This window comes from Pseudomonas saudimassiliensis, assembly GCF_000939975.1.
GTDB classification, from domain to species: Bacteria; Pseudomonadota; Gammaproteobacteria; order Pseudomonadales; family Pseudomonadaceae; genus Halopseudomonas; species Halopseudomonas saudimassiliensis.
In genome coordinates this window covers 2,234,882-2,256,888 of record NZ_LK391969.1, presented here as the reverse complement: position 1 = coordinate 2,256,888, position 22,007 = coordinate 2,234,882, and the positions used below count along the sequence as shown (strand labels likewise).

Sequence of the window (22,007 nt, the reverse complement as noted above, 5' to 3'; positions counted from 1 at the left end):
TAATGTTCCACGTCATCATACCCGCCCGTTTCGCCTCCACCCGGCTGCCGGGCAAGCCGCTGCAGGACATTGCTGGCAAGCCAATGATCCGCCACGTCTGGGAGCAGGCCCGCAAAAGCGGTGCGGCCACCGTGACCGTGGCGACCGATGACGGGCGTATCGTCGATGCCTGCCGGGCCTTTGGCGCCGACGTCGTTATGACCCGGGCTGATCATCCCTCCGGCACTGACCGGTTGCAGGAAGTGGTCACCCAGCTGGGTCTGGAAGCGGACGCCCACGTGGTGAACGTGCAGGGCGATGAGCCGCTGATCCCTCCGGCGCTGATCGACCAGGTGGCGGCTAATCTGCGGGCCTTTCCGGCGGCGAGTATCGCCACCCTGGCTGAACCGCTGCAGGATATCGATACGCTGTTCAATCCCAACGCGGTGAAGGTGGTAACCGATCACCAGGGATTCGCCCTGTATTTCAGTCGCGCGCCCATGCCCTGGTGCCGGGATGACTTCGCTGCCGGGCGACCGGAGCAGCTGCCACAGACCGCGCCCTTCCGTCGGCATATCGGCCTGTATGCCTACAAGGTCGGCTTTCTGCATGACTACGTGGGTTGGCCGGCCAGCCCGCTGGAAACCGCCGAGTCCCTGGAGCAACTGCGGGCCCTGTGGTTCGGTTGTCGCATCCATGTGGCTGATGCCTGCGAAGTACCGCCCGCGGGTGTGGATACGATCGAGGACCTGCAGCGGGTGCGGCAACTGCTGGCTGTCGCCGAATGATGCCGGAGATGTTCTGCGCGGCAGATCTGCGCAGCTTCAACACCTTCGGTATCAGTGAACCAGCCGAGCGGCTGGTGCTGGTGGACAACGAGCAACAACTGCGCGGTGCGTTGGCGCTGGCTGACCGGGAAGGCTGGCCGGTGACCCTGCTGGGCGGCGGCAGCAATATGATCGTCGCAGGCTCGGTGCGCGGGCTGGTGATCGGCATGCGCAGCCGCGGCCGGCGCGTGCTGCGCCGGGGGCAGGGGAGTGCCGTTATCGAAGGGGAGGCGGGGGAGAACTGGCACCGGCTGGTTGGCTGGAGCCTGGATCAGGGGCTCCACGGGTTGGAGAACCTGTCGCTGATTCCCGGCACCCTGGGCGCGGCGCCGATGCAGAACATCGGTGCCTACGGCGTGGAGCTCTGTGATCTGTTCGACAGCCTGGACGCCCTCGATCGTACCACCGGAGAAGTGTGCCGGTTCGAGCGTGACACCTGCCGCTTTGGCTACCGCGACAGCCTGTTCAAGCAGCAGGCGGGACGCTTCGTCATCCTGCGGGTACGCCTGCGGCTCTACACTCAGCCTGCCCCCCGACTCGACTACGCCCCGCTGGCGGCCGCCTGGCAGGCCACCGGCCTGGCTCGTCCCGATAGCCGCGTCGTCAGCCAACTGGTCTGCCAGATCCGCCGCAGCAAGCTGCCGGACCCGGCTCAGCTGGGTAATGCCGGCAGCTTTTTCAAGAATCCGCTGTTGCCGCCGGAGCAGGCGGCATCCCTGCTGGCCACCTGGCCGGCCATGCCGCATTACCCCCAGGGCGATGGCAGCGTCAAGCTTGCCGCTGGTTGGCTGATCGAGCAGGCTGGCTGGAAGGGCCATTGCAGGGAGCGGGTAGGGGTGCACCGGGAGCAGGCGCTGGTGCTGGTCAACCTGGGGCAGGCCCGGGGAGTGGATGTCATGGCACTGGCCGCGGATATCCAGCGGGATGTGCAGGCCAAGTTCGGTGTGGCATTGGAGATGGAGCCCCAACTGATCGGCGGCTGAGGTCGGTTACAGAAAGGACGCAAATAAAAAGGGGATGCCATTGGCATCCCCTTTTTGTTACCGCTTCAACGCTCAGCCCTTGGGTGTATCCGGGTGATTGTCTTTTTCTTCCGGCGCTTCCTGCTGCTCGGGCTCGTTGGTGGCCGGATGCTCGGGTACCGCGCCTTCTGCCGGGTCAGGCAGGGAGGTGTCCGCGGCGGCCTCGGTCGCCTCGGTCGATTGCCGGTCCTCGGCCGGCTGGGCCTCGGGCAACTGCTCGATCACTTCCTGGGCCTCGGCCATGGCTTCGGTTACCGGCTCGGCGGCTGCGGGTGCAGCTTGGGCACTGGCTTGCTCTGCAGGGGCCTGGGCTGGGGCTTCAGCTTGCGCTTTGGCTTCAGCTTCGGCCTGCTCGGCCAGACGCTTGGCCTCCAGCCGGCGCTTGCGGATTTCGCGCGGGTCATTAAAGGCGCGACCGCTCTCGGTCAGGGCAGGAATAACCGGCTCAGCCTGCTCGGCGGGTTGCGGAGCAGCTTCCGGCTCGGCGACCTGCTCTGGCTCGGGTGCTGATGCCTCGGCAGCCGGCGCCTCTTCCAGTTCCGCCGCCTTGGGGGCTTCGGGTTCGGCAGCTACCGGAGCTTCCACGGCGGGCTCGGCTTCAACAACCGGAGCAGCTGGTTCGGCTTCGACCGGTGCTTCAATCGCAGCGGGCTGCTCGGCAACGGTAACCGGCTCGACGGGCTCGGGTGCGGCGGGCTGCTCGGCAGCTGCCTCAGGCTCCGGCGCAGCCTCGGCTGGTACCGGGGCGTCCTCGCGCTGGGACTGGTTGAAGGCCTCGACGGCATGCTCGATCGACTGCTCGATGTCGGATACCGCCTGGGTCAGGCCAGCCTCAACGGGCTGCTTGACATCAGTCACCGACTCGGTAGCCGGGATGGCGGCCTCGACAGCGGGCTCGTTGATCATCTCTGCCGGCTCGTGGCCCTCGCTGGCGGCTACCGCTTCGGTGACCGCCACGGCAGCAGCTACTGGCACTGCAACTTCACCTGCAGCACTGGCGCGCTGCTCAGCGGTCACCGGCTTGCTGGTCTTGTCGGACTCAGCGGTGTCGCTGGGCTGGCCGTTGGCCGCCAGGTTCTCGGCGTTCTGCTCGTCCTGGGCAGGACGGCTACGACGGTTGTTGCGGCGGCGCTGGCTGTTGCGCGAGCGACGCTTGGGACGATCACCCTCGGCGGCGACATCGCCGTCAAGCTGCTCGGTGGCCTGTTCGACTGGCAGCTCCTCCTCCTGCACCGCTGGCTGTTCGGCCTGGCGCTGTGGGCGACGCTCCTGGCGGGCGGGTGCCTGGACCTGCTCGGGGGTAGCGGAACGCTGCTCGCTGGTCTCGCTGACGGCAGCCGCAGTGGGGCTGCGACGGCGGCGACGAGTAGTGCTGCCTTCTGCTGGCTTGCTGCTAGCCTGCGGAGCATTGTCCGGCTCGGCGGCCACTTCGCTTGGCTTGCGCTCGCTGCGCTGGGGCTTCTCGCTACGCTCGGCGGCGGCTTCGTTACCGCGGCCACCGCGACCGCTGCGGGCGTCACGCTCGGGGCGTGGGCGACGATTGCGGTTGTTCCGGCGCTCACCGGAGCGATTGTCGTCGCTGGCGGGCTTGCGGTTGGTGGGCGCTGCGGTCTGCTTTTCGCTGGCTTCCTCCGGACGGCTGTCCTGGGCAAACATGCCCACGAGCGACTTGATCAGGCTCTTGATCAGACCCGGCTGGGATTCCTGGATGGCCTTGTTGGCGGCGGCGACCGGCGCCGGTGCCGGGGCGGGCGTAGGCGCAGGCCGGGTGTGGGCAAGGGTCTTGACCGCCGCTTCCTGGCGCACGATAGCGCGGGTCTGGCTGACCTGGACCGGCTCTTCGTGCTCGGCCTCGGCAGTCATGGTGTAACTGGATTCGCTGTTGAGTACCGCTTCCTGGTCGTCGCGCAGGCGCTGTACGTCAAAGTGGGGCGTGTCCATGTGCGGGTTCGGCAGGACCAGCAGGCGAACCTCGGTGCGGGCTTCGATCTTCGCCAGCACGTCACGCTTCTCGTTGAGCAGGAAGGTAGCGATGGACACCGGCACGTGGGCGCGAACCTCGGCGGTCCGGTCCTTCAGGGCCTCCTCCTCGATCAGGCGCAGTACCGACAGCGACAGCGATTCAACGTCGCGGATGGTGCCGCGGCCGTTACAGCGGGGGCAAACGATGCCGCTGGTTTCGCCCAGGGACGGACGCAGGCGCTGGCGGGACATCTCCAGCAGGCCGAAGCGGGAGATGCGACCGACCTGGACGCGGGCACGGTCGGCTTCGAGGCTTTCACGGACGCGCTCTTCCACGGCGCGCTGGTTCTTCGCCGGGGTCATGTCGATGAAGTCGATGACAATGAGGCCGCCGATGTCACGCAGGCGCAGCTGGCGGGCGATTTCCTCAGCCGCTTCCAGGTTGGTCTGCAGGGCGGTTTCCTCGATGTCGCCACCCTTGGTGGCACGCGCCGAGTTGATGTCGATGGAAACCAGGGCTTCGGTGTGGTCGATGACGATCGAGCCGCCGGAGGGCAACTTCACTTCACGCTCGAAGGCGGTTTCGATCTGGCTTTCGATCTGGAAACGGTTGAACAGCGGGACGCTGTCTTCGTACAGCTTGACCTTGCTCGCGTACTGCGGCATGACCTGGCTGATGAAGTTGAGCGCTTCTTCCTTGACGGTTTCGCTGTCGATCAGCACTTCGCCGATATCCTGGCGCAGGTAGTCGCGGATGGCGCGGATGATGACGTTGCTTTCCTGGTAGATCAGGAAGGTACCGTTACGTTCGGTGGAGGCGGTCTTGATGGCTTCCCAGAGTTGCAGCAGGTAGTCCAGGTCCCATTGCAGTTCCTCAGCGCTGCGGCCCAAACCTGCAGTGCGGACAATCATGCCCATGTCGGCGGGAACGTTGAGGCTGTTCAGGGCTTCGCGCAGTTCGTTGCGCTCTTCACCTTCGATACGACGGGAAATGCCACCGGCGCGGGGGTTGTTCGGCATCAGTACCAGGTAGCGACCGGCCAGGCTGATGAAGGTGGTCAGTGCGGCGCCCTTGTTGCCACGCTCTTCCTTGTCGACCTGGACGATGACTTCCTGGCCTTCCTTGAGAACTTCCTTGATATTGACGCGGCCTTCAGGCTGCTTGGTGAAGTATTCGCGGGAGATTTCTTTCAGCGGCAGAAAGCCGTGTCGTTCGGAGCCGAAGTCGACGAAGGCCGCTTCCAGGCTGGGTTCGACGCGGGTAATGCGCCCTTTGTAGATGTTCGACTTCTTCTGTTCGCGGGCGCCGGATTCGATGTCCAGGTCGTACAGCTTCTGGCCGTCTACCAGCGCTACGCGCAACTCTTCGGGCTGAGTTGCGTTGATCAGCATTCTTTTCATGAAGTACCGTTGTGTATCCAATGCTTCCGGAACACGAGTACGGCACCTGATTCTTCCGTTAGGTGTCAGGCGTGTGTTTCTGCTTGGGCCAACCTTGCCCTTGTTCAGAATTCAAATTGCCGTGCCGTTGGGCAACAGCAGTTCAGTCTGTCTATGGCGAGTACAGAGAAACTTCTTTTAGGGAGGAATCAGCCGGACTGGGACGGGGACACACATCATTGCAAGTGTCAGCGCTCGTCACATCATCCTGAAGCTGTGCATCTCCACCTAATCACTTGCCCATCTGAATCGGTGCCGCTCGTCGTCTTCGGGGAGCGGGTTAATATTCTGCTGGCCTGTGGCCTGCAGCATGTTTTCAGCGAGGTTCGCCGGCGCTGTTTTTGGCCTGGCGAAGGCTCTACATCAGTGTTTCTGGGAAGACCGCCATCGCCTCGATCGCTGTTGCCTTCCAGCTGCCTTTTGCGCAGCTCGTCGGACTATAGCAGCATTAATCAAGTGCTTCAATTGCATGAAAAAATGTATCATGCGCCGATGAAAATCGAAGAATCCGTTATTTCCGCCGCCGTGCAGACCGACCTGATCACCGAAGACCAGGCCGGCCAGCGAATCGACAATTATCTGCTGACCCGTTTGAAGGGCGCGCCCCGCACCCTCATCTATCGCATCCTGCGCAAGGGCGAGGTGCGGGTGAACAAGGGGCGGATCAAGCCCGAGTACCGCCTGCAGGCCGGCGACAGTATCCGTATCCCGCCCGTGCGCCTGCCGCAGCCCGATGAGCCAGCGCTGGTGGGGCAGGGCATTCTCAATGCCCTGGAGAAGAGCATCCTCTTCGAGGACAAGGGGCTGATCGTGGTCAACAAGCCTGCTGGTCTGGCCGTGCATGGCGGCAGTGGGCTGGACTTCGGGGTGATCGAGGCGATGCGTCAGCTGCGACCCGAGCTCAAGCAGCTGGAGCTGGTGCACCGCCTGGACCGTGACACCTCGGGCTGCCTGATGATCGCCAAGAAACGCAGCATGCTGCGGCATCTGCACGCGGAGCTGCGCGGCGACGGCGCCGGCAAGGGTGTGACCAAGTGCTACCTCGCGCTGGTGCGGGGTCGTTGGCCTTCAACGATAAAGAAGGTCCATGCGCCGCTGCTGAAGAACAATCTGCGTTCGGGCGAGCGCATGGTGGAGGTCAACCCGGAGGGTAAGGAGTCACTGACCGAGTTCCGGGTCATTCGCCGGTTCGGTGACTTCGCCACCCTGGTGGAGGCGCGGCCCATCACCGGGCGCACCCATCAGATTCGTGTGCATGCTCGCCACGCCGGCCACCCGATTGCCGGCGACCCCAAGTACGGGGATGATGAGTTTTCGAGAATCATTCGAGAAAAGGGTGGCAAGCGGTTGTTTTTGCACGCCGTTTCCCTTGCAGCTGAACTCCCGGAAGGAAAGCTGCAGGTCACTGCTGAGCCTGGCGATGTCTGGGACCGCACGCTGAGCCGATTGGCAGAGGAGTGACATGAATACCTTGATCTTCGATTGGGACGGCACGCTGGCCGACTCCATCGACAATATCGTCGTCGCCATGCAGCGGGCAGCGGTGGACGTGCAGTTGCCCCCGCGGTCGGTGCGCGAGGTGCGCGACATTATCGGCCTGGCGCTGCCGGACGCGGTGGTCGTGCTCTACCCCGAACTTGCCGGCACTGCCTTGGCGGAGCAGTTGATTCAGGCTTACGCCGACAACTACCTGACGCTGGAACAGCGCCCGTCACGGCTGTTCGATGGCGTGCGTGAAGCACTGGATGACTTGCGTAGCCGCGGTTTTCACCTGGCGGTCGCCACTGGCAAGGGGCGCCGAGGTCTGGACCGGATGCTGGCTACCCACGGGCTGGAAACGTATTTCGATGTAACGCGCTGCGCCGATGAGACCGCCGGCAAGCCTCATCCGCGGATGATCGAGGAAATCCTTGGCGAGCTGGATGTTGTCCCGGGTGAAGCTTGCATGGTGGGCGACAGCGAGTTCGACATCCGCATGGGGCACAATGCTGGCGTGACCCCGGTAGCGGTGACCTACGGGGCGATGACCCAGGCCCAGCTGCTGCGCTGCGCGCCGGCGCATTGCGTCGATTCCTTTGATGAATTTCATGGCTGGGCGTTGCCGCGGTTCCGCAATGCCCAACTCACAGAGGTGTGATAGATGGAACAGAACCAATGGACTGAAGGGCCGATGGTCGAGCGCAATCAGATCAAGGCAGAAAAGGAAGATCGCAAGGCCTGGGAACTGCTGGAAAAATCCCTGCTGGCGTCGGTGCAGGAGCAGCGCCGCTCGCGCCGCTGGGGGATCTTCTTCAAGAGTCTGACCTTTCTTTACCTGTTCGGCGCGCTGTTCCTGTTCTCACCGTTCGGGAGTATCGATGGTGGTGGGGCCGGCAAGCCGCATACGGCTCTGATCGAGGTGCGTGGCACCATCGCCGATCAACAGGAAGCCAGTGCCGACAACCTGGTGACCAGCCTGCGCCGGGCGTTCGAGGACGAACAGACCCGCGGTGTGGTGCTGCGCATCAACAGCCCGGGCGGTAGCCCGGTGCAGGCCGGCTATGTATACGATGAGATCAAGCGGCTGCGCGCGCTGCATCCGGAGATCAAGTTGTATGCCGTGATCGCCGATATCGGTGCTTCCGGTGCCTATTATATTGCGGCGGCGGCGGACGAGATCTACGCCGACAAGGCCAGCCTGGTCGGTTCGATCGGGGTGACTGCCGCCGGCTTCGGCTTTGTCGAGACGCTGGGCAAGCTGGGCGTGGAGCGGCGTACCTATACCGCGGGCGAGCACAAGGCGTTTCTCGACCCCTTCCAGCCCGAGCGCCAGGATGAGCGGGAATTCTGGCAGACCGTCCTGCAGACCACCCATCGGCAGTTCATCGATCAGGTCAAGCAGGGGCGGGGCGATCGACTGCAGGAACACCCGGACCTTTTCAGTGGCTTGGTCTGGTCCGGCGAGCAGGCATTGGAGTTGGGGTTGATCGACGGCCTGTCCAGCGCCTCGGCGGTTGCCCGGGATCTGGTGGGTACCGAGGAGTTGGTGGACTTCACCCACCGCGAGTCACCGTTCCAGCGCTTCTCCCGGCAGTTGGGTACCAGCATAGGCAATACCCTGGCAACCCATCTCGGGCTGACTGCGCCGACCCTGCGCTAACAGCTTTATCAAGGCAGCGGGACGCCCTCGTTGCGCAGCATCTCGCACAGCCTGATCAGTGGTAGTCCGATCAGGCTGTGCGGGTCATCCCCCTGTAACGCACTGAACAGGGATATACCCAGCCCCTCCATCTTGAAGCTGCCGGCGCAATCATAAGGCTGCTCCCGTTGCAGATAGCGTTCAATGCTGTCCTCATCCAGCTCGCGGAAACTCACTCTGAAAGGCTCGCTGGCCAATTGATGTTGCCCGGTGGCGCTGTTGAGCAGGCAAAGCGAGGTGGTAAATTCTACGGTCCGGCCGCTGCAGCGTCGCAACTGCTCCCGCGCTGCGGTGTGGTGGCCAGGTTTGCTGACCGGGCGGCCATCGAGCAACAGCACCTGGTCGGAGCCGATGATCAGATGGTCGGGGAAGCGCTCTGCCAGGGCGCGTGCCTTGCCCAGGGCCAGGCGCAGGGTTAGCTGCACGGGTGTTTCGCCGGGCAGGACGGCTTCATCCACCTCAGGTGCGGCATGAACGAAGGGCAGGCCGAGGCGTTCCAGCAGGGCACGGCGGTAGGGCGAGCTGGAGGCGAGAACCAGACTGGTCATCATGGGGTCCTTGTGCGGAAATTGGGCTATTCTAGCGGCATCGGGCCCGGTCGTGCCGGGACTGCAGTTTTTCATCAAATAGTTTTGACAGCGGCCTCCGCGGTGCCTAGAATTGCGCGCTTATGTCTGGACCCATACCTGCACACATAGAACCACGTCGGCTGGTTGACCGTGGGGTCGTTCTGAAAGGGACTGTACCCACCGCCAACATGCCCCGTCTCAACGCCTTGCTTGACGCTCCTGCTGGAGATGTTCAGGTGGAGCTCGCATTTGTGCGGGACGAGCAGGGAATCAGTGCCATGCACGGGCATTACCAGGTAGCAGTGGCGCAGGTTTGCCAACGCTGTCTGAGCCAGGTGGTGCTCGAGCTGGATACCGAGTGTGATGTGGGTTTTGTAACGAGTGACGAGGCGGCAAAAAATCTGCCCCGGCACTATGAACCGGTTATTGTGGATGAGGAGGCGCTCGATCTGCATGCGCTGATCGAGGATGAACTCCTGCTGGCTCTGCCGGCAGTGCCAATGCATCCGTTGGAAACATGTCAGCACCCGCCGGGCTACCAGCCTGATACCGCGGAGCCTGAGGAAGAAGCTGAAAAGCCCAACCCCTTCAGTGTGTTGGCCAAGTTGAAACGTGATACCTGAAGCTTAGGAGCTTAAAGTCATGGCTGTACAGCAGAACAAAAAGTCTCGTTCCGCACGTGGTATGCGTCGTTCGCACGATGCACTGACCTCGGCGGCTCTGTCCGTAGATCAAACTACTGGCGAGACTCATCTCCGTCACCACGTGTCCCCGGACGGCTTCTATCGTGGCCGTCAGGTGGTCAACAAGGACAACGACGAATAAGTCTTGTCCACGTCAGTCCGCTTAGCGATTGATGTGATGGGCGGGGACTTCGGTCCCCGTTGCATTATCCCCGCCGTTGCCCGTTGTCTCCAGCAGATTCCCGGGTTCAATGTTGTTCTGGTCGGTTCGTCCGAACCCATGACCAGCCTGTCCCGTGAATACCGTCTGCCCGAAGATCGGGTCAGCTTCGTGCATACCTCCGAAACCATCCTCGCCGATGACCTGCCTGCCAGTGTACTGCGCAGCAAGCGGGATGCATCCATGCGCGTGGTCATCGAGCAGGTGCGCGACGGCTTGGCCGATGGTTGCCTGAGTGCCGGTAACACCGGCGCGCTCATGGTGCTGGCCAAGACGCTGCTGGGCACGGTGGAAGGCATCCAGCGGCCGGCGATCATGGCCGCGCTGCCGGCGGCTGGCAGGTGGTGCCACATGCTGGACCTGGGCGCCAATGTCGATTGCACGGCGCGGCAGCTGTTCGAGTTCGCGGTAATGGGTTCCGAAGCGGTCGCCGAGCTCAGTGGTATCGAGCGGCCGCGGGTCGGGCTGCTCAATATCGGCAGCGAGATCAACAAGGGATCGCTGCGGGTGCGCGAGGTCTCCGAATTGCTGCGCGATAGTCGTACCTTGAACTATGTAGGCCATATAGAAGGTCACGAATTGTTCCAGGATCGTGCTGACGTGGTGGTCTGTGACGGCTTTGTCGGTAATGTGGTGGTCAAGGCCAGCGAAGGTCTGGCCGGCTACCTGCAGGCTGAGCTGCGGCGGGCACTGTCCAGCAACTTTGCGCTGCGCCTGATGGCGCCCTTGCTGCGCCGCGCCCTCCAGCCCATGGGGGAGCGCCTCGACCCCAATCGTCACAATGGGGCGGTCCTGCTGGGGCTGCAGGGCGTGGTAGTCAAGAGTCACGGCAAGGCGGACCAGCAAGCGCTGGAAGTGGCAATCAGTCAGGCGGTAACGGCCTGCCGTTCGCAGATGCCCCGGCGTATCGCCGCTCGCCTGGCCCGGTGCCGGGATGAGCTATTGTGACCTGGCTGACCCGCCAGTCATCCTAAGCGGACGATTTCTTTCAATGACAATGAGGAAGGTTGCATGACTCAAACCCTCGCTTTCGTATTCCCCGGACAGGGTTCCCAGGCGGTTGGCATGCTGGCCGGCCTGGCCGAACAACACGGGCTGGTGGGCGAAACCTTCGCCGAAGCCAGTGATGCGCTGGGATATGACCTGTGGCAACTATGCCAGAACGGCCCGGACGCCGAGCTGAACCGTACCGACCGTACCCAGCCGGCCATCCTGGCCGCCTCCATCGCCTTGTGGCGGCTGTGGCAAGCCAATACCGAGGTTCGTCCGGCATTCGTCGCCGGCCACAGTCTCGGCGAGTACTCTGCGCTGGTAGCCGCCGAAGTCATCGGTTTTGCCGATGCGCTGCGGCTGGTGGAGCGGCGCGGTCAGTTGATGCAGCAGGCGGTGCCGGAGGGTGAGGGCGGTATGGCTGCCATCCTCGGCTTGACTGACGAGCAGATCATCCAGCTGTGCGCTGAAGCAGCCCAGGGCGACGTGGTCAGCGCCGTCAATTTCAACGCGCCGGGTCAGGTAGTCATCGCCGGCCAGGCCGCTGCCGTGCAGCGCGCCATCGAGGCCTGCAAGTCGGCGGGTGCCAAGCGCGCCATTGCGCTGCCGGTCAGCGTGCCGTCCCATTGCGCGCTGATGCGTCCAGCCGCCGAGCAGCTGGCCCAGGACTTTGCCGGGCTGGCCTGGCAGGCACCCCAGATCACCCTGGTACAGAATGTAACCGCCCGGCCGGCGGCAGACCTGGACGGGCTGCGGCAACAGTTGATCGAGCAGCTGTACAGTCCGGTGCGCTGGGTCGAGAGCATCGAATACATTGCCGCCCAGGGTGTCACCGACCTGGTCGAGTGCGGCCCTGGCAAGGTGCTGTCCGGTCTGAACAAGCGCTGCGCCAAGGGCGTGGCCACCCATAATCTGGATAGCGTTGACGGCTTTGCCGACGCCGTCGCCCGCCTAGTCGAAGGAGTTTGATATGAGCCTGGAAGGAAAAGTAGCGCTGGTCACCGGCGCCAGCCGTGGAATCGGGCATGCCATTGCCCGTGCACTGGCCGCCCAGGGTGCCACCGTGATCGGTACCGCAACCAGCGATACCGGCGCCCAATCCATTGCCGAAAAACTGGCGGCTGCGGGTTATAAAGGCACCGGCATGACCCTGGATGTACGTGATCCGGCGTCGGTGGCTGCGGTGCTCGAGCGCATTGGAGCCGACTACGCGGCGCCGGCTATCCTGGTCAATAATGCCGGTATCACCGCTGATAATCTGCTTATGCGCATGAAAGATGATGAGTGGGACGATGTCATCAATACCAACCTGGGTTCGGTCTACCGTCTGTCCAAGGCGGTATTGCGGGGCATGACCAAAGCCCGCTGGGGACGTATCATCTGCATCAGTTCCGTGGTGGCCGGCATGGGCAACGGCGGTCAATCCAACTATGCTGCAGCCAAGGCCGGCATGGAAGGCTTTGCCCGCGCCCTGGCCCGCGAGGTTGGGTCGCGTGGGATCACCGTGAACGCGGTGGCACCTGGATTCATCGATACGGACATGACCCGTGCGCTGAACGACAACCAGCGTTCGGTCATGCTCGAACAGATTCCGCTGGGGCGTCTCGGTCAGGCTGAAGAGATCGCCGCAGTGGTAGCGTTTCTTGCCGGTGAGCCGGCTGGATACATTACCGGGGCAACTATCCCGGTGAATGGCGGTATGTTCATGGGTTGATCCTTCGGCCGCCACAGGGCGTTCGAAGGCGTAGACTGGCGGAATTCCGGCCCCTCTGGGTCGGGCCATTTTGATACAGAAGCATTTCCAGCTTGAAATCTCGGGAATTCTTTCTATAAACTACCCGCAGTCCGGCTTATCGGAACTGCAAAATCAGGAGTGAGAACAAGGTATGAGTACCATCGAAGAACGCGTCAAGAAAATCGTTGCCGAGCAGCTCGGCGTCAAAGAAGAAGAAGTAACCAACAGTGCTTCCTTTGTTGAAGATCTTGGCGCTGACTCCCTTGACACCGTTGAGCTGGTAATGGCTCTCGAAGAGGAATTCGAGACCGAGATTCCGGATGAAGAAGCCGAGAAGATCACCACCGTGCAGGAAGCAATCAACTACGTGAACGCTCACCAGAAGTAATCACGCAGTCTGCTTGCAGGTCGAAAAGGCCGCAGTCCTGATATCAGAGCTGCGGCCTTTTTGTTCGTGCGCCTTTTGCCGAATGTCTTCGGAAACAGCGAGTAACGTGCAGCGATGATCATTCAGTTGCCGCGCCGCCCCTTTATGCGGACAATAGCCCGCTGTCGAATGAGTTGAATTAAGGAGTCTCCCTTGTCGCGTAGACGCGTCGTGGTAACCGGCCTGGGCATGTTGAGCCCGCTGGGGAATACGGTTGAAAGCAGCTGGCAGGCCGCTTTGGCAGGCAAGAGCGGCATCGCGCCGATCGAACATATGGACGTGAGTGCCTTCGGCACCCGTTTCGGTGGCTCCATCCGCGATTTCGATATCGAGCCTTACATGTCGGCCAAGGAGGCGCGCAAGCTGGATCTGTTCATCCAGTATGGTATCGCCGCCTGCATCCAGGCCATGAACGACGCCGGCCTGGAAGTCACCGACGACAATCGCGATCGCATCGGCGTCTCCATGGGGTCGGGCATCGGTGGGCTGACCAATATCGAGCGTAACCACGAGCTGCTGCTCAACAGCGGTCCGCGCCGGATCTCGCCGTTCTTCGTGCCCGGCTCGATCGTCAACATGGTCGCCGGTTACCTGTCGATCCAGTATGGCCTGCGTGGCCCGAACTACGCGCTGACCACCGCCTGCACGACCGGTACGCACAGTATCGGCATGGCTGCCCGCAATATCGCCTATGGTGAAGCGGAAGTGATGATCGCCGGCGGCTCTGAAATGGCCACCAGTGGCCTGGGCCTGGGCGGTTTCAGCGCCGCTCGCGCACTGTCGACCCGCAACGACGAGCCGACCCGGGCCAGCCGCCCGTGGGATGCCGAGCGCGACGGTTTCGTGCTTTCCGATGGTGCCGGTGCCATGGTGCTGGAGGAGTACGAGCACGCCAAGGCCCGGGGTGCCCATATCCATGCCGAGGTAATCGGCTTCGGTATGAGCGGTGACGGCTACCACATGACAGCACCGCCGGAAGATGGTCGGGGCGCGGCCATGTGCATGAGCAATGCCCTGCGCGACGCCGGCGTGGCGCCGGAAGAGGTAGGTTACATCAACGCCCATGGCACCTCGACAATGGCTGGTGATCTGGCTGAGACCCGTGCGGTGGCCTCGGTGTTTGGTGATCATGCCCATAAACTGGCCATGAGCTCGACCAAGTCCATGACCGGTCACCTGCTGGGTGCGGCCGGTGCCGTGGAAGCCATCTTCAGTATTCTCGCGCTGCGGGACCAGGCCGCGCCACCCACCATTAACCTGGAAAACCCGGGTGAGGGCTGTGATCTCGATTATGTCGCGCTGGAGGCCCAGGCCCGTCCACTCGACGTGGTGATTTCCAACTCCTTCGGCTTTGGTGGTACCAACGGCAGTCTGGTGTTCCGCCGAGTCTGATGGACGCCACCGGGATGGCCACGCCCTGCGTTACCGATTGCCTGGTCAATGGCGTGCCGACCAGCGCGGTGTCGGTCCGGGATCGTGGCCTGGCCTACGGTGACGGCCTGTTCGAGACCATCCTGGTGCGCCGTGGTGAACCCACCCTGGCGCAGTACCACTTTCGCCGCCTGAGCCGGGGCGCTCGGGTATTGCGGATCCCGCTGGATCTGGCGCTGATCCAACAGGAGGTCGCGCAGCAGGCGGCCCAGCTCGGCGAGGGGTTGCTGAAATTGACCGTAACCCGGGGTGCTTCCCAGCGGGGCTACGCCATGCCGACCCGGCCCGAACCGGTACGTATTCTGCAGTCCTCCCCCTTGCCTCACTATCCCGCCCGGAATGCCGAGCAGGGCATCCGTCTGTTTCCTTGCGTCACGCGCCTGGGTAACCAGCCGCTGCTGGCAGGTATCAAACATCTCAATCGGTTGGAGCAGGTCCTGGCGCGCAGCGAATGGCAGGATGATGTGCATGCGGAGGGGTTGGTCCTTGATCTGGTCGGTAATCCGGTCGAAGGCACCATGAGCAACCTGTTCATTCGCCTGGATGATGCCTGGATCACCCCGGCACTGGATCACTGCGGTGTGCGCGGCGTGATGCGGGACTACCTGATTGATCAACTCGCGGAGCAGGGCGAAGCGGTGACGCAGCGCCAGGTGAAACATGATGAATTGCTGCGCAGCACGGAAATCTTTTGCTGCAACAGCGTGTTTGGCGTCTGGCCGGTGATAGCCCTGGCCGATCACCAGTGGGCAGTAGGGACGCAGACACGGCGGATCCAGGCCCTTGCAAAGCAGGTCTTGAGTTGAAGTTTTTCATGAAAATAGTTTCGAAACTCATTGTTTTAACAGTGGTTTTGTTTGTTGGCGCCGGCGTGTGGGGCTATTACACCCTGAACGCGACCCTGAACCAGCCCCTGCAGATCGAGGTGGCCGACACCCTTGATGTGCCGCCTGGCAGCACGCCGGCCCGGGTGTTCTTTGGCCTGGAGCAGCGAGGTGTGATCGAGCGGGCCAGCTGGGTGCGTCGCTACTGGCAATGGCAGATGCCCGACACCATATTGCAGGTGGGTGAATACCGCCTCGCGCCCGGCATGCCCGTGCGGCAATTGCTGTCGCAGCTGCAGCGGGGCGAGGTGGTGCAGCGCAGCGTCACGCTGGTCGAGGGCTGGAGTTTCAGCCAGTTTCGCACCGCCCTGGCCAGCGCCGAACGTCTGCAGCACAGCCTTCCGGATGACTGGAGCAACTCCCGGGTCATGGCCGAACTGGAGTTGGAGCATGACCACCCCGAAGGGCTGTTCTTCCCCGACACCTACCAGTACACCCTGGGCATGAGCGACCGCGATATCCTGCTGCGCGCCTATCAGCGCATGCAACAGGAGCTGGAAGCCGCCTGGGCGCAACGTGCCGAGGGCTTGCCGATCGAGACGCCCTACGAGGCGCTGATCCTGGCCTCCATCATCGAGAAGGAAACTGGCGTACCCCATGAGCGGGGCGAGATCGCCGGGGTATTCACCCGCCGCCTGCAGAAGGGCATGCGCCTACAGACCGACCCCACGGTGATCTACGGCATGGGCGAAGACTGGCAGGGCAACATCCGCCGCAGTGATCTGCGCCGCCCGACGCCCTACAACACCTACACCATTGATGGCCTGCCGCCTACGCCGATCGCCATGCCGGGGCGGGATTCGTTGCGTGCGGCGGTCAACCCGACGCCCGGCAAGTCGCTGTATTTTGTCGCCCGTGGCGATGGCTCCCATGTGTTTTCCGAGACCCTGCAGGAGCACAACCGAGCCGTGCGGCATTTCCAGATCCTGCGCCGGGCACCCAATTATCGTTCCAGCCCGCCGCCGGCGGAGCCAGCAGACAGCGGGGCGGCACCATGAGTGGACTGTTCATCACCTTCGAGGGGCCGGAAGGCGCCGGCAAATCCACCAACCTCAAGGTCTTTGCCCAGGCCCTGAGCGAAAGGGGGTGCGACCCTCTGCTTACCCGTGAGCCGGGCGGTACACCGCTGGCCGAGCGCATCCGCGAGGTGCTGCTGAGCCTGCATGACGAACCGATGCACGCCGATACCGAGCTGTTGCTCATGTTCGCCGCTCGGGCCCAGCACCTCAATGGCCTGATCCGGCCGGCGCTCAACGAGGGGCGGGTGGTCATCAGTGATCGCTTTACCGACGCTACCTATGCCTATCAGGGCGGCGGCCGCGGTATCGATAGGCAGCGAATTGCCGCCCTGGAAACCTGGGTGCAAGGCGAGCTGCGCCCTGACCTGGTCGTTATTTTCGACGTGCCGGTAGAGCTGGGCTTGGCCCGCGCGCGCGCGCGCAGTGAGCTGGACCGCTTCGAGCGGGAACAGCAGGCGTTCTTCGAGGCCGTGCGCGCGACCTATCTGGCCCGGGCGGCCGCGGAGCCACAGCGCTACCGGATTATCGATGCCAGTGGTGATCTGGCTGCGGTACGCGCGGCCATGCAGCCGGTCATCGACGAGGTCCTGGAGCGTTACCATGGCTGATGCCGCGGCCAGGCCCTGCCCCTGGCATATGCCCGCCTGGGAAGCGCTGACCGCCGGCAGTCGCCATGCCCACGCCTTCCTGTTTGCGGGCCTGCCGGGTGTCGGCAAGCGGCTGTTCGCCGAGGCTTTCGCCGCCCATCTGCTCTGCCTGCAACCGGTGGCCTCCCATGCCTGCGGTCAGTGCCGCAGCTGTTTGCTGCAGCAGGCAGGCAGCCACCCGGACCGGCTGGTAGTGGAGCCGGAGGAGCAGGGCAAGGCCATCCGTATCGATGCGATCCGCCAGCTTGGCGACTTCATCGGGCAGACCGCGCAGCAGGGCGGGCGCAAGGTCATCATCCTGCATCCCGCCGAAGCGATGAACCTCAACGCCGCCAACGCCTTGCTCAAGTCATTGGAAGAACCCACGCCCGACACCTATCTGCTGCTGGTCAGCGACCAGCCCAGCCGCCTGCTGCCAACGATCCGCAGCCGCTGCCGCGTGCAGCCGTTGATCACCCCCGGCCATGCCGAGGCGCTGGCCTGGTTGCAGCATAGCCTGCCGGACCTGAGTCCCGAGCAGCACGCGGCCTTGTTGCTGATGGCCGGCGGCGCGCCCCTGCGCGCGGTAGCCCTGCAGGCCATCGACGCAGCCAGCCTGCGCGAGCAGGTGGTGGAGGGCGTGAAGGCCCTGCTCAAGAGCCAGCAGTCGGCCTCCCAGTTGGCCGAGCGCTGGACCAGCGTGCCGCTGGAGCTGCTGGCCGACTGGTTCTGTGACTGGACCCTGGACCTGCTGCGTCTGAAGACGGGCGCGGCCGACGTGCCGGTCAATGCCGATATGGACAAGGTGCTGCCCTTCATGGCCCGCCATCTGCAGCTGCCCGCCTTGCTCGATTGGCAGAGCTGGTTGCTGCAACATCGCGGCATGCTGCTGGGCAAGGCCAACCTGAATCGGGTGCTGTTCATCGAAACGCTGCTGATCCGGTGGAAACAGCTGCTGGAAAGACGCTAATCTTGTCACGGGGGCTGCCCCCATGCCGACGTATCAAACAAGGACACCGATATGAGCATTGCGACTGCGCCAGGACCCCGCAACGGCATTCTTTCACTGACCATCAAGGACAAGTCAGTGCTGTATGCGGCCTACATGCCCTTTGTCAAACACGGCGGGATGTTCATTCCCACCAACAAGTCCTATCGCCTGGGCGATGAGGTCTTCATGTTGCTCAACCTGATGGAGGAGCCGGAGAAGATTCCCGTCGCTGGCAAGGTCATCTGGATCACTCCACGGGGTGCCCAAGGCAACCGTGCGGCCGGCATCGGCGTGCAGTTCAGTGACCAGGACAATACCGCCCGTAGCAAAATCGAAACCTACCTGGCCGGCGCGCTCAAGTCCGACCGCCCGACCCATACCATGTGACCATGCTGATAGATTCCCACTGCCATCTCGACCGCCTTGACCTCACCGCCCACGACGGCTCCCTCGACAATGCCCTCAATGCCGCGCGGGCGCGGGGTGTCGGCAAGTTCCTCTGTATCGGGGTAGACGCCGCCAATGCGCCGGTGGTCAAGGCATTGGCGGAGCAATACGACGATGTCTGGTGCAGCGTCGGGATCCACCCGCTGGACCTGTCCCGCAACGACCCGACCGATCTTGTCTGGCTGCTGCAGGCGCTGGACCATCCCCGGGTGGCTGCCATCGGCGAGACCGGGCTGGACTATCATTACCAGCCGGAGATGGCCGAGGCCCAGCGGGACTCCTTCCGTTATCATCTGCAGGCAGCGGCGACCACCGGCAAACCGGTGATCATCCACACCCGGGAGGCGCGGGAAGATACCCTGGCAATGCTGCGTGAGGCGGACCTGGCGAATGCCGGCGTGCTGCACTGCTTTACCGAAGACTGGGACATGGCCCGGGCCGCACTGGACATGGGGTATTACATCTCGTTGTCGGGCATCGTGACCTTCCGCAATGCTGACGCCCTTCGGGATGTGGCCCGGCGCATTCCGGCCGACCGCCTGCTGGTCGAAACGGACTCGCCCTATCTCGCGCCGGTGCCACATCGCGGCAAGCCCAACGAGCCGCAGTTTGTCTGCGAGGTGGCGGCGTTCCTTGCCGAACTGCGTGGGGAGCCGGTAGAGCAGCTGTGGGCCACCACCACCGCCAATTTCCACCGGTTGTTCCCGCTGACGGCCGCCTGAGTATTCAACCTTTCAGTTTGGCAGCTACCTCGGTCACCATCTTGCCCTGGTGGCGGGCGATGGCCAGCTCGCGCTCGTCCGGCTGGCGTGAGCCGTCGCCACCGGCGATAGTCGAGGCGCCATAGGGCGTGCCGCCGCCCACCTGGGAAATGTCGAACAGTTCCGGCGTGGTATAGCCGGTTGGCACTATCACCATGCCGTGGTGGGCCAGGGTGGTCCAGGTTGAGGTGATGGTCATTTCCTCGCCACCGCCAGTGCCGGTGGAGGTGAACACGCTGGCCACCTTGCCGGCCAACGCGCCCTTGGCCCAGAGGCCGCCGGTCTGGTCGAAGAAGGTGCGCATCTGGCCCGACATATTGCCGAACCGGGTAGGGGTGCCGACGATAAGCGCATCGTAATCCCCCAGCTCGGCCGGGCTGGCTTCGGGCGCCGGCTGGTCGGTCTTGCCGCCGGCCGCCGCGAATACCTCGGCAGGCATCGTTTCGGGCACCCGCTTGATGGTTACCTCGGCGCCGGCCACGCTGCGGGCGCCCTCGGCAATCGCCTGGGCCATGGTCTCGATATGGCCGTACATGGAATGATAGAGCACTAGCACCTTGGTCATGTCCTACTCCTCTGACTGGGTTGCCGCCGCCAGGTAAGGCCAGCGGAAGCGTTGGTTTCGTCGAATTTGATCCGTCTCAGATTACGTCTACCAGAACGATTTCGCTGTCCTCTTCGGCGGTCACCTGCAGGCGGCTTTCATCCCGTATGGCCACGCCGTCGCCAGCGCTGGCCGTGACCCCGTTGATGTCGATCCGTCCGCTGGCGGGGACCAGGTAGACCTTGCGCCCCGGTGCGACAAGGTATTCGGCCGCTTGTCCTGCCTTGAGCGTAGCAGCTACCAGGCGTGCGTTGGCGCGGATGGGCAGGGCGTCGCTATCGTCGGCAAGGCCACTGGCCAGGGCGACGAAGGCACCACTGCGCTCGCCCCGCGGAAAGGGGCGGGTACCCCAGGAGGGCGGCAGGCCCTTTTCATCCGGCAGAATCCAGATCTGGAACAGGCGGGTTGCCTCGTCTTCCAGATTGTATTCACTGTGGGTGATGCCGGTCCCGGCGCTCATCACCTGTACGTCACCGGCCCGGGTGCGCCCCTGGTTACCCATGCTGTCCTGGTGAGTAATGGCGCCTTCACGCACGTAGGTAATGATCTCCATATCCCGATGGGGGTGTCCCGGGAAGCCGGAATGGGGCGCAATGGTGTCGTCATTCCACACCCGTAGTCGGCCCCAATGCATGCGATGCGGGTCATGGTAGTTGGCGAAGGAGAAATGGTAGCGAGTATCCAGCCAACCGTGCTGGGCGCTTCCCAATTGCTGATAGGGGCGTAGTTCGATCATGGCTGCCTCCGGGGTAATGATGCACGCAATGATCTATCAGGCCGCCGGTAATAAACAACGCAAAATCCCTGTCAGACATATCGACCATTTCGATGTATCCCTGGGTCAAAAAAAACCCGAATTCCGGGGGAGAAATTCGGGTCAAGACCATTAGGAGTGATACAGAATCGGGCAGTGCCGGTTCTGCCAGGAGCGGCATGTGGGGGATACGCCGCGCCTGTTATGCAAAGTATTGCCGAGATTTGCCGCATTTCCAGTCAGTTTGTCGCCGTGTTTAAACCTATTCGAAATAAGGTGCACAGGCTTATCGTGACCAGTTCACACCGGGCGACGGGATAGGACATCCCGCAGGATATCCAGCGCCCGGTCCAACACCCCCTGGGGCGTGTAGAAATGGGGCGACCAGCGAATACCACCGCCCCGGGCTGCGCATATCACTCCCGCTTCCTTCAACTGCTGGAACAACCAGTCGGTATCGCAGCCGTCGACCTGGAAGGTCACAATACCAGCGCGGCGCTCGGGTGTGACCGGGCTGAGGATACGCAGGCCGGGCAAACGCCCCAGCGCCTGCAACAGGTAGGCTGTGCGTTGTTGCAGGGCCTCCTGGATTCGCCGCTCCCCAACCTCGAGCAGCAGCTCAAGGCTGGCCGACAGCGCCTGCTGGGCAAGGGTATTGGGGCTACCCGGTTCGAAGCGGCGCGCGGTAGTGGCTGGCACCCAGTCCTCCCGGTCATAGTCGCCCATGGCTTCGACCATATGCCAGCCGAACTGCAGCAGCTTCAGGCGTTCCCGGGCCGTGCGGCGGCAATAGAACACGCCGAGGCCTTCGGGCCCAAGCAACCACTTGTGACCATCGGCCATGGCGAAATCGCAATCGATGGCCTGGACATCCAATGGCAGGGCGCCCAGGGACTGGATTGCATCCACACAGTAGAGAATATTGCGCTCGCGGCAAGCTTGACCCAGGCGCACCAGGTCCATCCGCAGGCCGCTGGCGTATTGCACAGAGCTGATGCTCAGCAGCCGGGTGGCGGGGCCCATGGCCGCAATCAGCGCGGCCTCCGGATCATCGCCGTCGAGGCTGACCTGGCGCACGGTGACGCCACGGCCCTCCAATGCCTGCCAGGGGATCCGGTTGGAGGGAAATTCCTGATCGCTGATCAGGATCTCGTCGCCCTCGGCCCAGTCCAGCCCCATCGCCACCAGCGATAACGCCTCGGAGGTGTTCTTCACCAGGGCAATGTCACCCTTGCTCGGCGCGTTGAGCAGGGTCTGCAATTGCCCGCGCAGGCGATGTTCCAGTTGGATCCAGCGCGGGTAATCCGTCGCGCCCCGATGGATGTTTTCCTGGGCAAAGGCCGTTACTGCCTCCGCGGCACGCTTGGGCCAGGGGGCGACCGCCGCGTGGTTCAGATAGCAGATGGCGGGGTCCTGGGGAAATTCATCATCCCATTGCAGTTCATGGAGCATGGTCGG

The 22,007-nt window shown here is 63.3% G+C and carries 23 protein-coding genes; 18 read left to right on the top strand and 5 right to left on the bottom strand.

Annotated features, from left to right (window positions below):
* Positions 1-2: 2 nt before the first annotated feature.
* Together kdsB and murB are read left to right on the top strand one after the other, a co-directional pair.
* The gene (gene kdsB, locus VG99_RS10455) at positions 3-767 is read left to right on the top strand and encodes a 3-deoxy-manno-octulosonate cytidylyltransferase (RefSeq protein WP_044499800.1); all 765 of its coding nucleotides are present in this window, start codon (positions 3-5) and stop codon (positions 765-767) included.
* Positions 764-1,789: a UDP-N-acetylmuramate dehydrogenase gene (gene murB / locus VG99_RS10450; RefSeq protein ID WP_044499799.1), complete on the top strand. Its 1,026-nt coding sequence runs from the start codon at positions 764-766 to the stop codon at positions 1,787-1,789. The genes kdsB and murB overlap by 4 nt, the downstream gene beginning before the upstream one ends.
* Positions 1,790-1,861: 72 nt before the next feature.
* Here the strand turns inward: murB and rne are convergent, their stop codons facing one another.
* Positions 1,862-5,191, bottom strand: coding sequence for a ribonuclease E (rne, locus tag VG99_RS10445; RefSeq protein ID WP_076939749.1), 3,330 nt, complete (start codon positions 5,189-5,191; stop codon positions 1,862-1,864).
* Between the two features lie 531 nt (positions 5,192-5,722).
* Between rne and rluC the strand changes: the two genes are divergently transcribed.
* The 3 genes from rluC to VG99_RS10430 are packed head-to-tail and all read left to right on the top strand — an operon-like array spanning position 5,723 to position 8,369.
* Positions 5,723-6,691: a 23S rRNA pseudouridine(955/2504/2580) synthase RluC gene (rluC, locus tag VG99_RS10440; RefSeq protein ID WP_044501591.1), complete on the top strand. Its 969-nt coding sequence runs from the start codon at positions 5,723-5,725 to the stop codon at positions 6,689-6,691.
* A 1-nt stretch (position 6,692) separates the two neighbouring features.
* Positions 6,693-7,367, top strand: coding sequence for an HAD-IA family hydrolase (locus VG99_RS10435; RefSeq protein ID WP_044499798.1), 675 nt, complete (start codon positions 6,693-6,695; stop codon positions 7,365-7,367).
* A gap of 33 nt (positions 7,368-7,400) precedes the next feature.
* On the top strand, positions 7,401-8,369 hold the full coding sequence (locus VG99_RS10430; RefSeq protein WP_044501590.1) for a S49 family peptidase: 969 nt from the start codon (positions 7,401-7,403) through the stop codon (positions 8,367-8,369).
* Between the two features lie 8 nt (positions 8,370-8,377).
* On the opposite strand, the gene VG99_RS10425 is transcribed toward VG99_RS10430, so the two are convergent.
* Positions 8,378-8,956 carry a Maf family protein gene (locus VG99_RS10425; protein ID WP_044499796.1) on the bottom strand — a complete coding sequence of 193 codons (579 nt, stop codon included), beginning with the start codon at positions 8,954-8,956 and terminating at the stop codon, positions 8,378-8,380.
* Positions 8,957-9,213: 257 nt separating this feature from the next.
* Here VG99_RS10425 and VG99_RS10420 point away from each other — a divergent pair, with 257 nt between their 5' ends.
* The 13 genes from VG99_RS10420 to VG99_RS10365 all read left to right on the top strand — a co-directional run bounded on the left by VG99_RS10420 (position 9,214) and on the right by VG99_RS10365 (position 19,152).
* A complete protein-coding gene (locus tag VG99_RS10420; protein ID WP_052508777.1) occupies positions 9,214-9,600 on the top strand; it encodes a YceD family protein in 387 nt (128 codons plus the stop codon).
* A gap of 19 nt (positions 9,601-9,619) precedes the next feature.
* A complete protein-coding gene (gene rpmF / locus VG99_RS15780; protein ID WP_074778555.1) occupies positions 9,620-9,802 on the top strand; it encodes a 50S ribosomal protein L32 in 183 nt (60 codons plus the stop codon).
* Positions 9,803-9,805: 3 nt separating this feature from the next.
* On the top strand, positions 9,806-10,828 hold the full coding sequence (plsX, locus tag VG99_RS10415; protein ID WP_076939748.1) for a phosphate acyltransferase PlsX: 1,023 nt from the start codon (positions 9,806-9,808) through the stop codon (positions 10,826-10,828).
* A 63-nt stretch (positions 10,829-10,891) separates the two neighbouring features.
* The gene (fabD, locus tag VG99_RS10410) at positions 10,892-11,839 is read left to right on the top strand and encodes an ACP S-malonyltransferase (RefSeq protein ID WP_044499793.1); all 948 of its coding nucleotides are present in this window, start codon (positions 10,892-10,894) and stop codon (positions 11,837-11,839) included.
* Between the two features lies 1 nt (position 11,840).
* A complete protein-coding gene (gene fabG / locus VG99_RS10405) occupies positions 11,841-12,584 on the top strand; it encodes a 3-oxoacyl-ACP reductase FabG (protein ID WP_044499792.1) in 744 nt (247 codons plus the stop codon).
* 172 nt (positions 12,585-12,756) lie between these two features.
* Positions 12,757-12,993: an acyl carrier protein gene (gene acpP / locus VG99_RS10400; RefSeq protein WP_044499790.1), complete on the top strand. Its 237-nt coding sequence runs from the start codon at positions 12,757-12,759 to the stop codon at positions 12,991-12,993.
* Positions 12,994-13,185: 192 nt separating this feature from the next.
* Positions 13,186-14,424 carry a beta-ketoacyl-ACP synthase II gene (gene fabF, locus VG99_RS10395; protein WP_044499789.1) on the top strand — a complete coding sequence of 413 codons (1,239 nt, stop codon included), beginning with the start codon at positions 13,186-13,188 and terminating at the stop codon, positions 14,422-14,424.
* Positions 14,424-15,269 (top strand): aminodeoxychorismate lyase, encoded by an 846-nt coding sequence (gene pabC, locus VG99_RS10390; protein ID WP_239419888.1) that lies wholly within the window; start codon positions 14,424-14,426, stop codon positions 15,267-15,269. Before fabF ends, pabC begins: the two co-directional genes overlap by 1 nt.
* 8 nt (positions 15,270-15,277) lie before the next feature.
* Positions 15,278-16,345 (top strand): endolytic transglycosylase MltG, encoded by a 1,068-nt coding sequence (gene mltG, locus VG99_RS10385; RefSeq protein ID WP_044501588.1) that lies wholly within the window; start codon positions 15,278-15,280, stop codon positions 16,343-16,345.
* Entirely contained in the window at positions 16,342-16,974 is a 633-nt protein-coding gene (gene tmk / locus VG99_RS10380) for a dTMP kinase (RefSeq protein WP_044499787.1), read from the top strand. Before mltG ends, tmk begins: the two co-directional genes overlap by 4 nt.
* Entirely contained in the window at positions 16,967-17,962 is a 996-nt protein-coding gene (locus VG99_RS10375; protein ID WP_076939747.1) for a DNA polymerase III subunit delta', read from the top strand. The genes tmk and VG99_RS10375 overlap by 8 nt, the downstream gene beginning before the upstream one ends.
* A gap of 51 nt (positions 17,963-18,013) precedes the next feature.
* Positions 18,014-18,370, top strand: coding sequence for a PilZ domain-containing protein (locus VG99_RS10370; protein WP_044499786.1), 357 nt, complete (start codon positions 18,014-18,016; stop codon positions 18,368-18,370).
* Between the two features lie 2 nt (positions 18,371-18,372).
* Positions 18,373-19,152 carry a TatD family hydrolase gene (locus tag VG99_RS10365; protein WP_044499784.1) on the top strand — a complete coding sequence of 260 codons (780 nt, stop codon included), beginning with the start codon at positions 18,373-18,375 and terminating at the stop codon, positions 19,150-19,152.
* A gap of 4 nt (positions 19,153-19,156) precedes the next feature.
* Here VG99_RS10365 and wrbA read toward each other — a convergent pair whose 3' ends face one another.
* The 3 genes from wrbA to VG99_RS10350 form a co-directional block, all read right to left on the bottom strand.
* Positions 19,157-19,756 (bottom strand): NAD(P)H:quinone oxidoreductase, encoded by a 600-nt coding sequence (gene wrbA / locus VG99_RS10360; protein ID WP_044499783.1) that lies wholly within the window; start codon positions 19,754-19,756, stop codon positions 19,157-19,159.
* A gap of 76 nt (positions 19,757-19,832) precedes the next feature.
* Complete coding sequence (locus VG99_RS10355; RefSeq protein ID WP_044499781.1) at positions 19,833-20,531, bottom strand: pirin family protein; 699 nt, start codon at positions 20,529-20,531, stop codon at positions 19,833-19,835.
* 318 nt (positions 20,532-20,849) lie between these two features.
* Entirely contained in the window at positions 20,850-22,001 is a 1,152-nt protein-coding gene (locus tag VG99_RS10350; protein WP_044499780.1) for an aminotransferase class V-fold PLP-dependent enzyme, read from the bottom strand.
* Between the last annotated feature and the right edge of the window lie 6 nt (positions 22,002-22,007).

What these genes read in the sequence shown, in the direction of transcription:
- kdsB (WP_044499800.1), top strand. Translation starts at nt 3, where the DNA reads ATGTTCCACGTCATCATACCCGCCCGTTTCGCCTCCACCCGGCTGCCG.
- murB (WP_044499799.1), top strand. Translation starts at nt 764, where the DNA reads ATGATGCCGGAGATGTTCTGCGCGGCAGATCTGCGCAGCTTCAACACC.
- rne (WP_076939749.1), bottom strand. Translation starts at nt 5,191, where the DNA reads ATGAAAAGAATGCTGATCAACGCAACTCAGCCCGAAGAGTTGCGCGTA.
- rluC (WP_044501591.1), top strand. Translation starts at nt 5,723, where the DNA reads ATGAAAATCGAAGAATCCGTTATTTCCGCCGCCGTGCAGACCGACCTG.
- VG99_RS10435 (WP_044499798.1), top strand. Translation starts at nt 6,693, where the DNA reads ATGAATACCTTGATCTTCGATTGGGACGGCACGCTGGCCGACTCCATC.
- VG99_RS10430 (WP_044501590.1), top strand. Translation starts at nt 7,401, where the DNA reads ATGGTCGAGCGCAATCAGATCAAGGCAGAAAAGGAAGATCGCAAGGCC.
- VG99_RS10425 (WP_044499796.1), bottom strand. Translation starts at nt 8,956, where the DNA reads ATGACCAGTCTGGTTCTCGCCTCCAGCTCGCCCTACCGCCGTGCCCTG.
- rpmF (WP_074778555.1), top strand. Translation starts at nt 9,620, where the DNA reads ATGGCTGTACAGCAGAACAAAAAGTCTCGTTCCGCACGTGGTATGCGT.
- fabD (WP_044499793.1), top strand. Translation starts at nt 10,892, where the DNA reads ATGACTCAAACCCTCGCTTTCGTATTCCCCGGACAGGGTTCCCAGGCG.
- fabG (WP_044499792.1), top strand. Translation starts at nt 11,841, where the DNA reads ATGAGCCTGGAAGGAAAAGTAGCGCTGGTCACCGGCGCCAGCCGTGGA.
- acpP (WP_044499790.1), top strand. Translation starts at nt 12,757, where the DNA reads ATGAGTACCATCGAAGAACGCGTCAAGAAAATCGTTGCCGAGCAGCTC.
- pabC (WP_239419888.1), top strand. Translation starts at nt 14,424, where the DNA reads ATGGACGCCACCGGGATGGCCACGCCCTGCGTTACCGATTGCCTGGTC.
- mltG (WP_044501588.1), top strand. Translation starts at nt 15,278, where the DNA reads ATGAAAATAGTTTCGAAACTCATTGTTTTAACAGTGGTTTTGTTTGTT.
- tmk (WP_044499787.1), top strand. Translation starts at nt 16,342, where the DNA reads ATGAGTGGACTGTTCATCACCTTCGAGGGGCCGGAAGGCGCCGGCAAA.
- VG99_RS10375 (WP_076939747.1), top strand. Translation starts at nt 16,967, where the DNA reads ATGGCTGATGCCGCGGCCAGGCCCTGCCCCTGGCATATGCCCGCCTGG.
- VG99_RS10370 (WP_044499786.1), top strand. Translation starts at nt 18,014, where the DNA reads ATGAGCATTGCGACTGCGCCAGGACCCCGCAACGGCATTCTTTCACTG.
- VG99_RS10365 (WP_044499784.1), top strand. Translation starts at nt 18,373, where the DNA reads ATGCTGATAGATTCCCACTGCCATCTCGACCGCCTTGACCTCACCGCC.
- wrbA (WP_044499783.1), bottom strand. Translation starts at nt 19,756, where the DNA reads ATGACCAAGGTGCTAGTGCTCTATCATTCCATGTACGGCCATATCGAG.
- VG99_RS10355 (WP_044499781.1), bottom strand. Translation starts at nt 20,531, where the DNA reads ATGATCGAACTACGCCCCTATCAGCAATTGGGAAGCGCCCAGCACGGT.
- VG99_RS10350 (WP_044499780.1), bottom strand. Translation starts at nt 22,001, where the DNA reads ATGCTCCATGAACTGCAATGGGATGATGAATTTCCCCAGGACCCCGCC.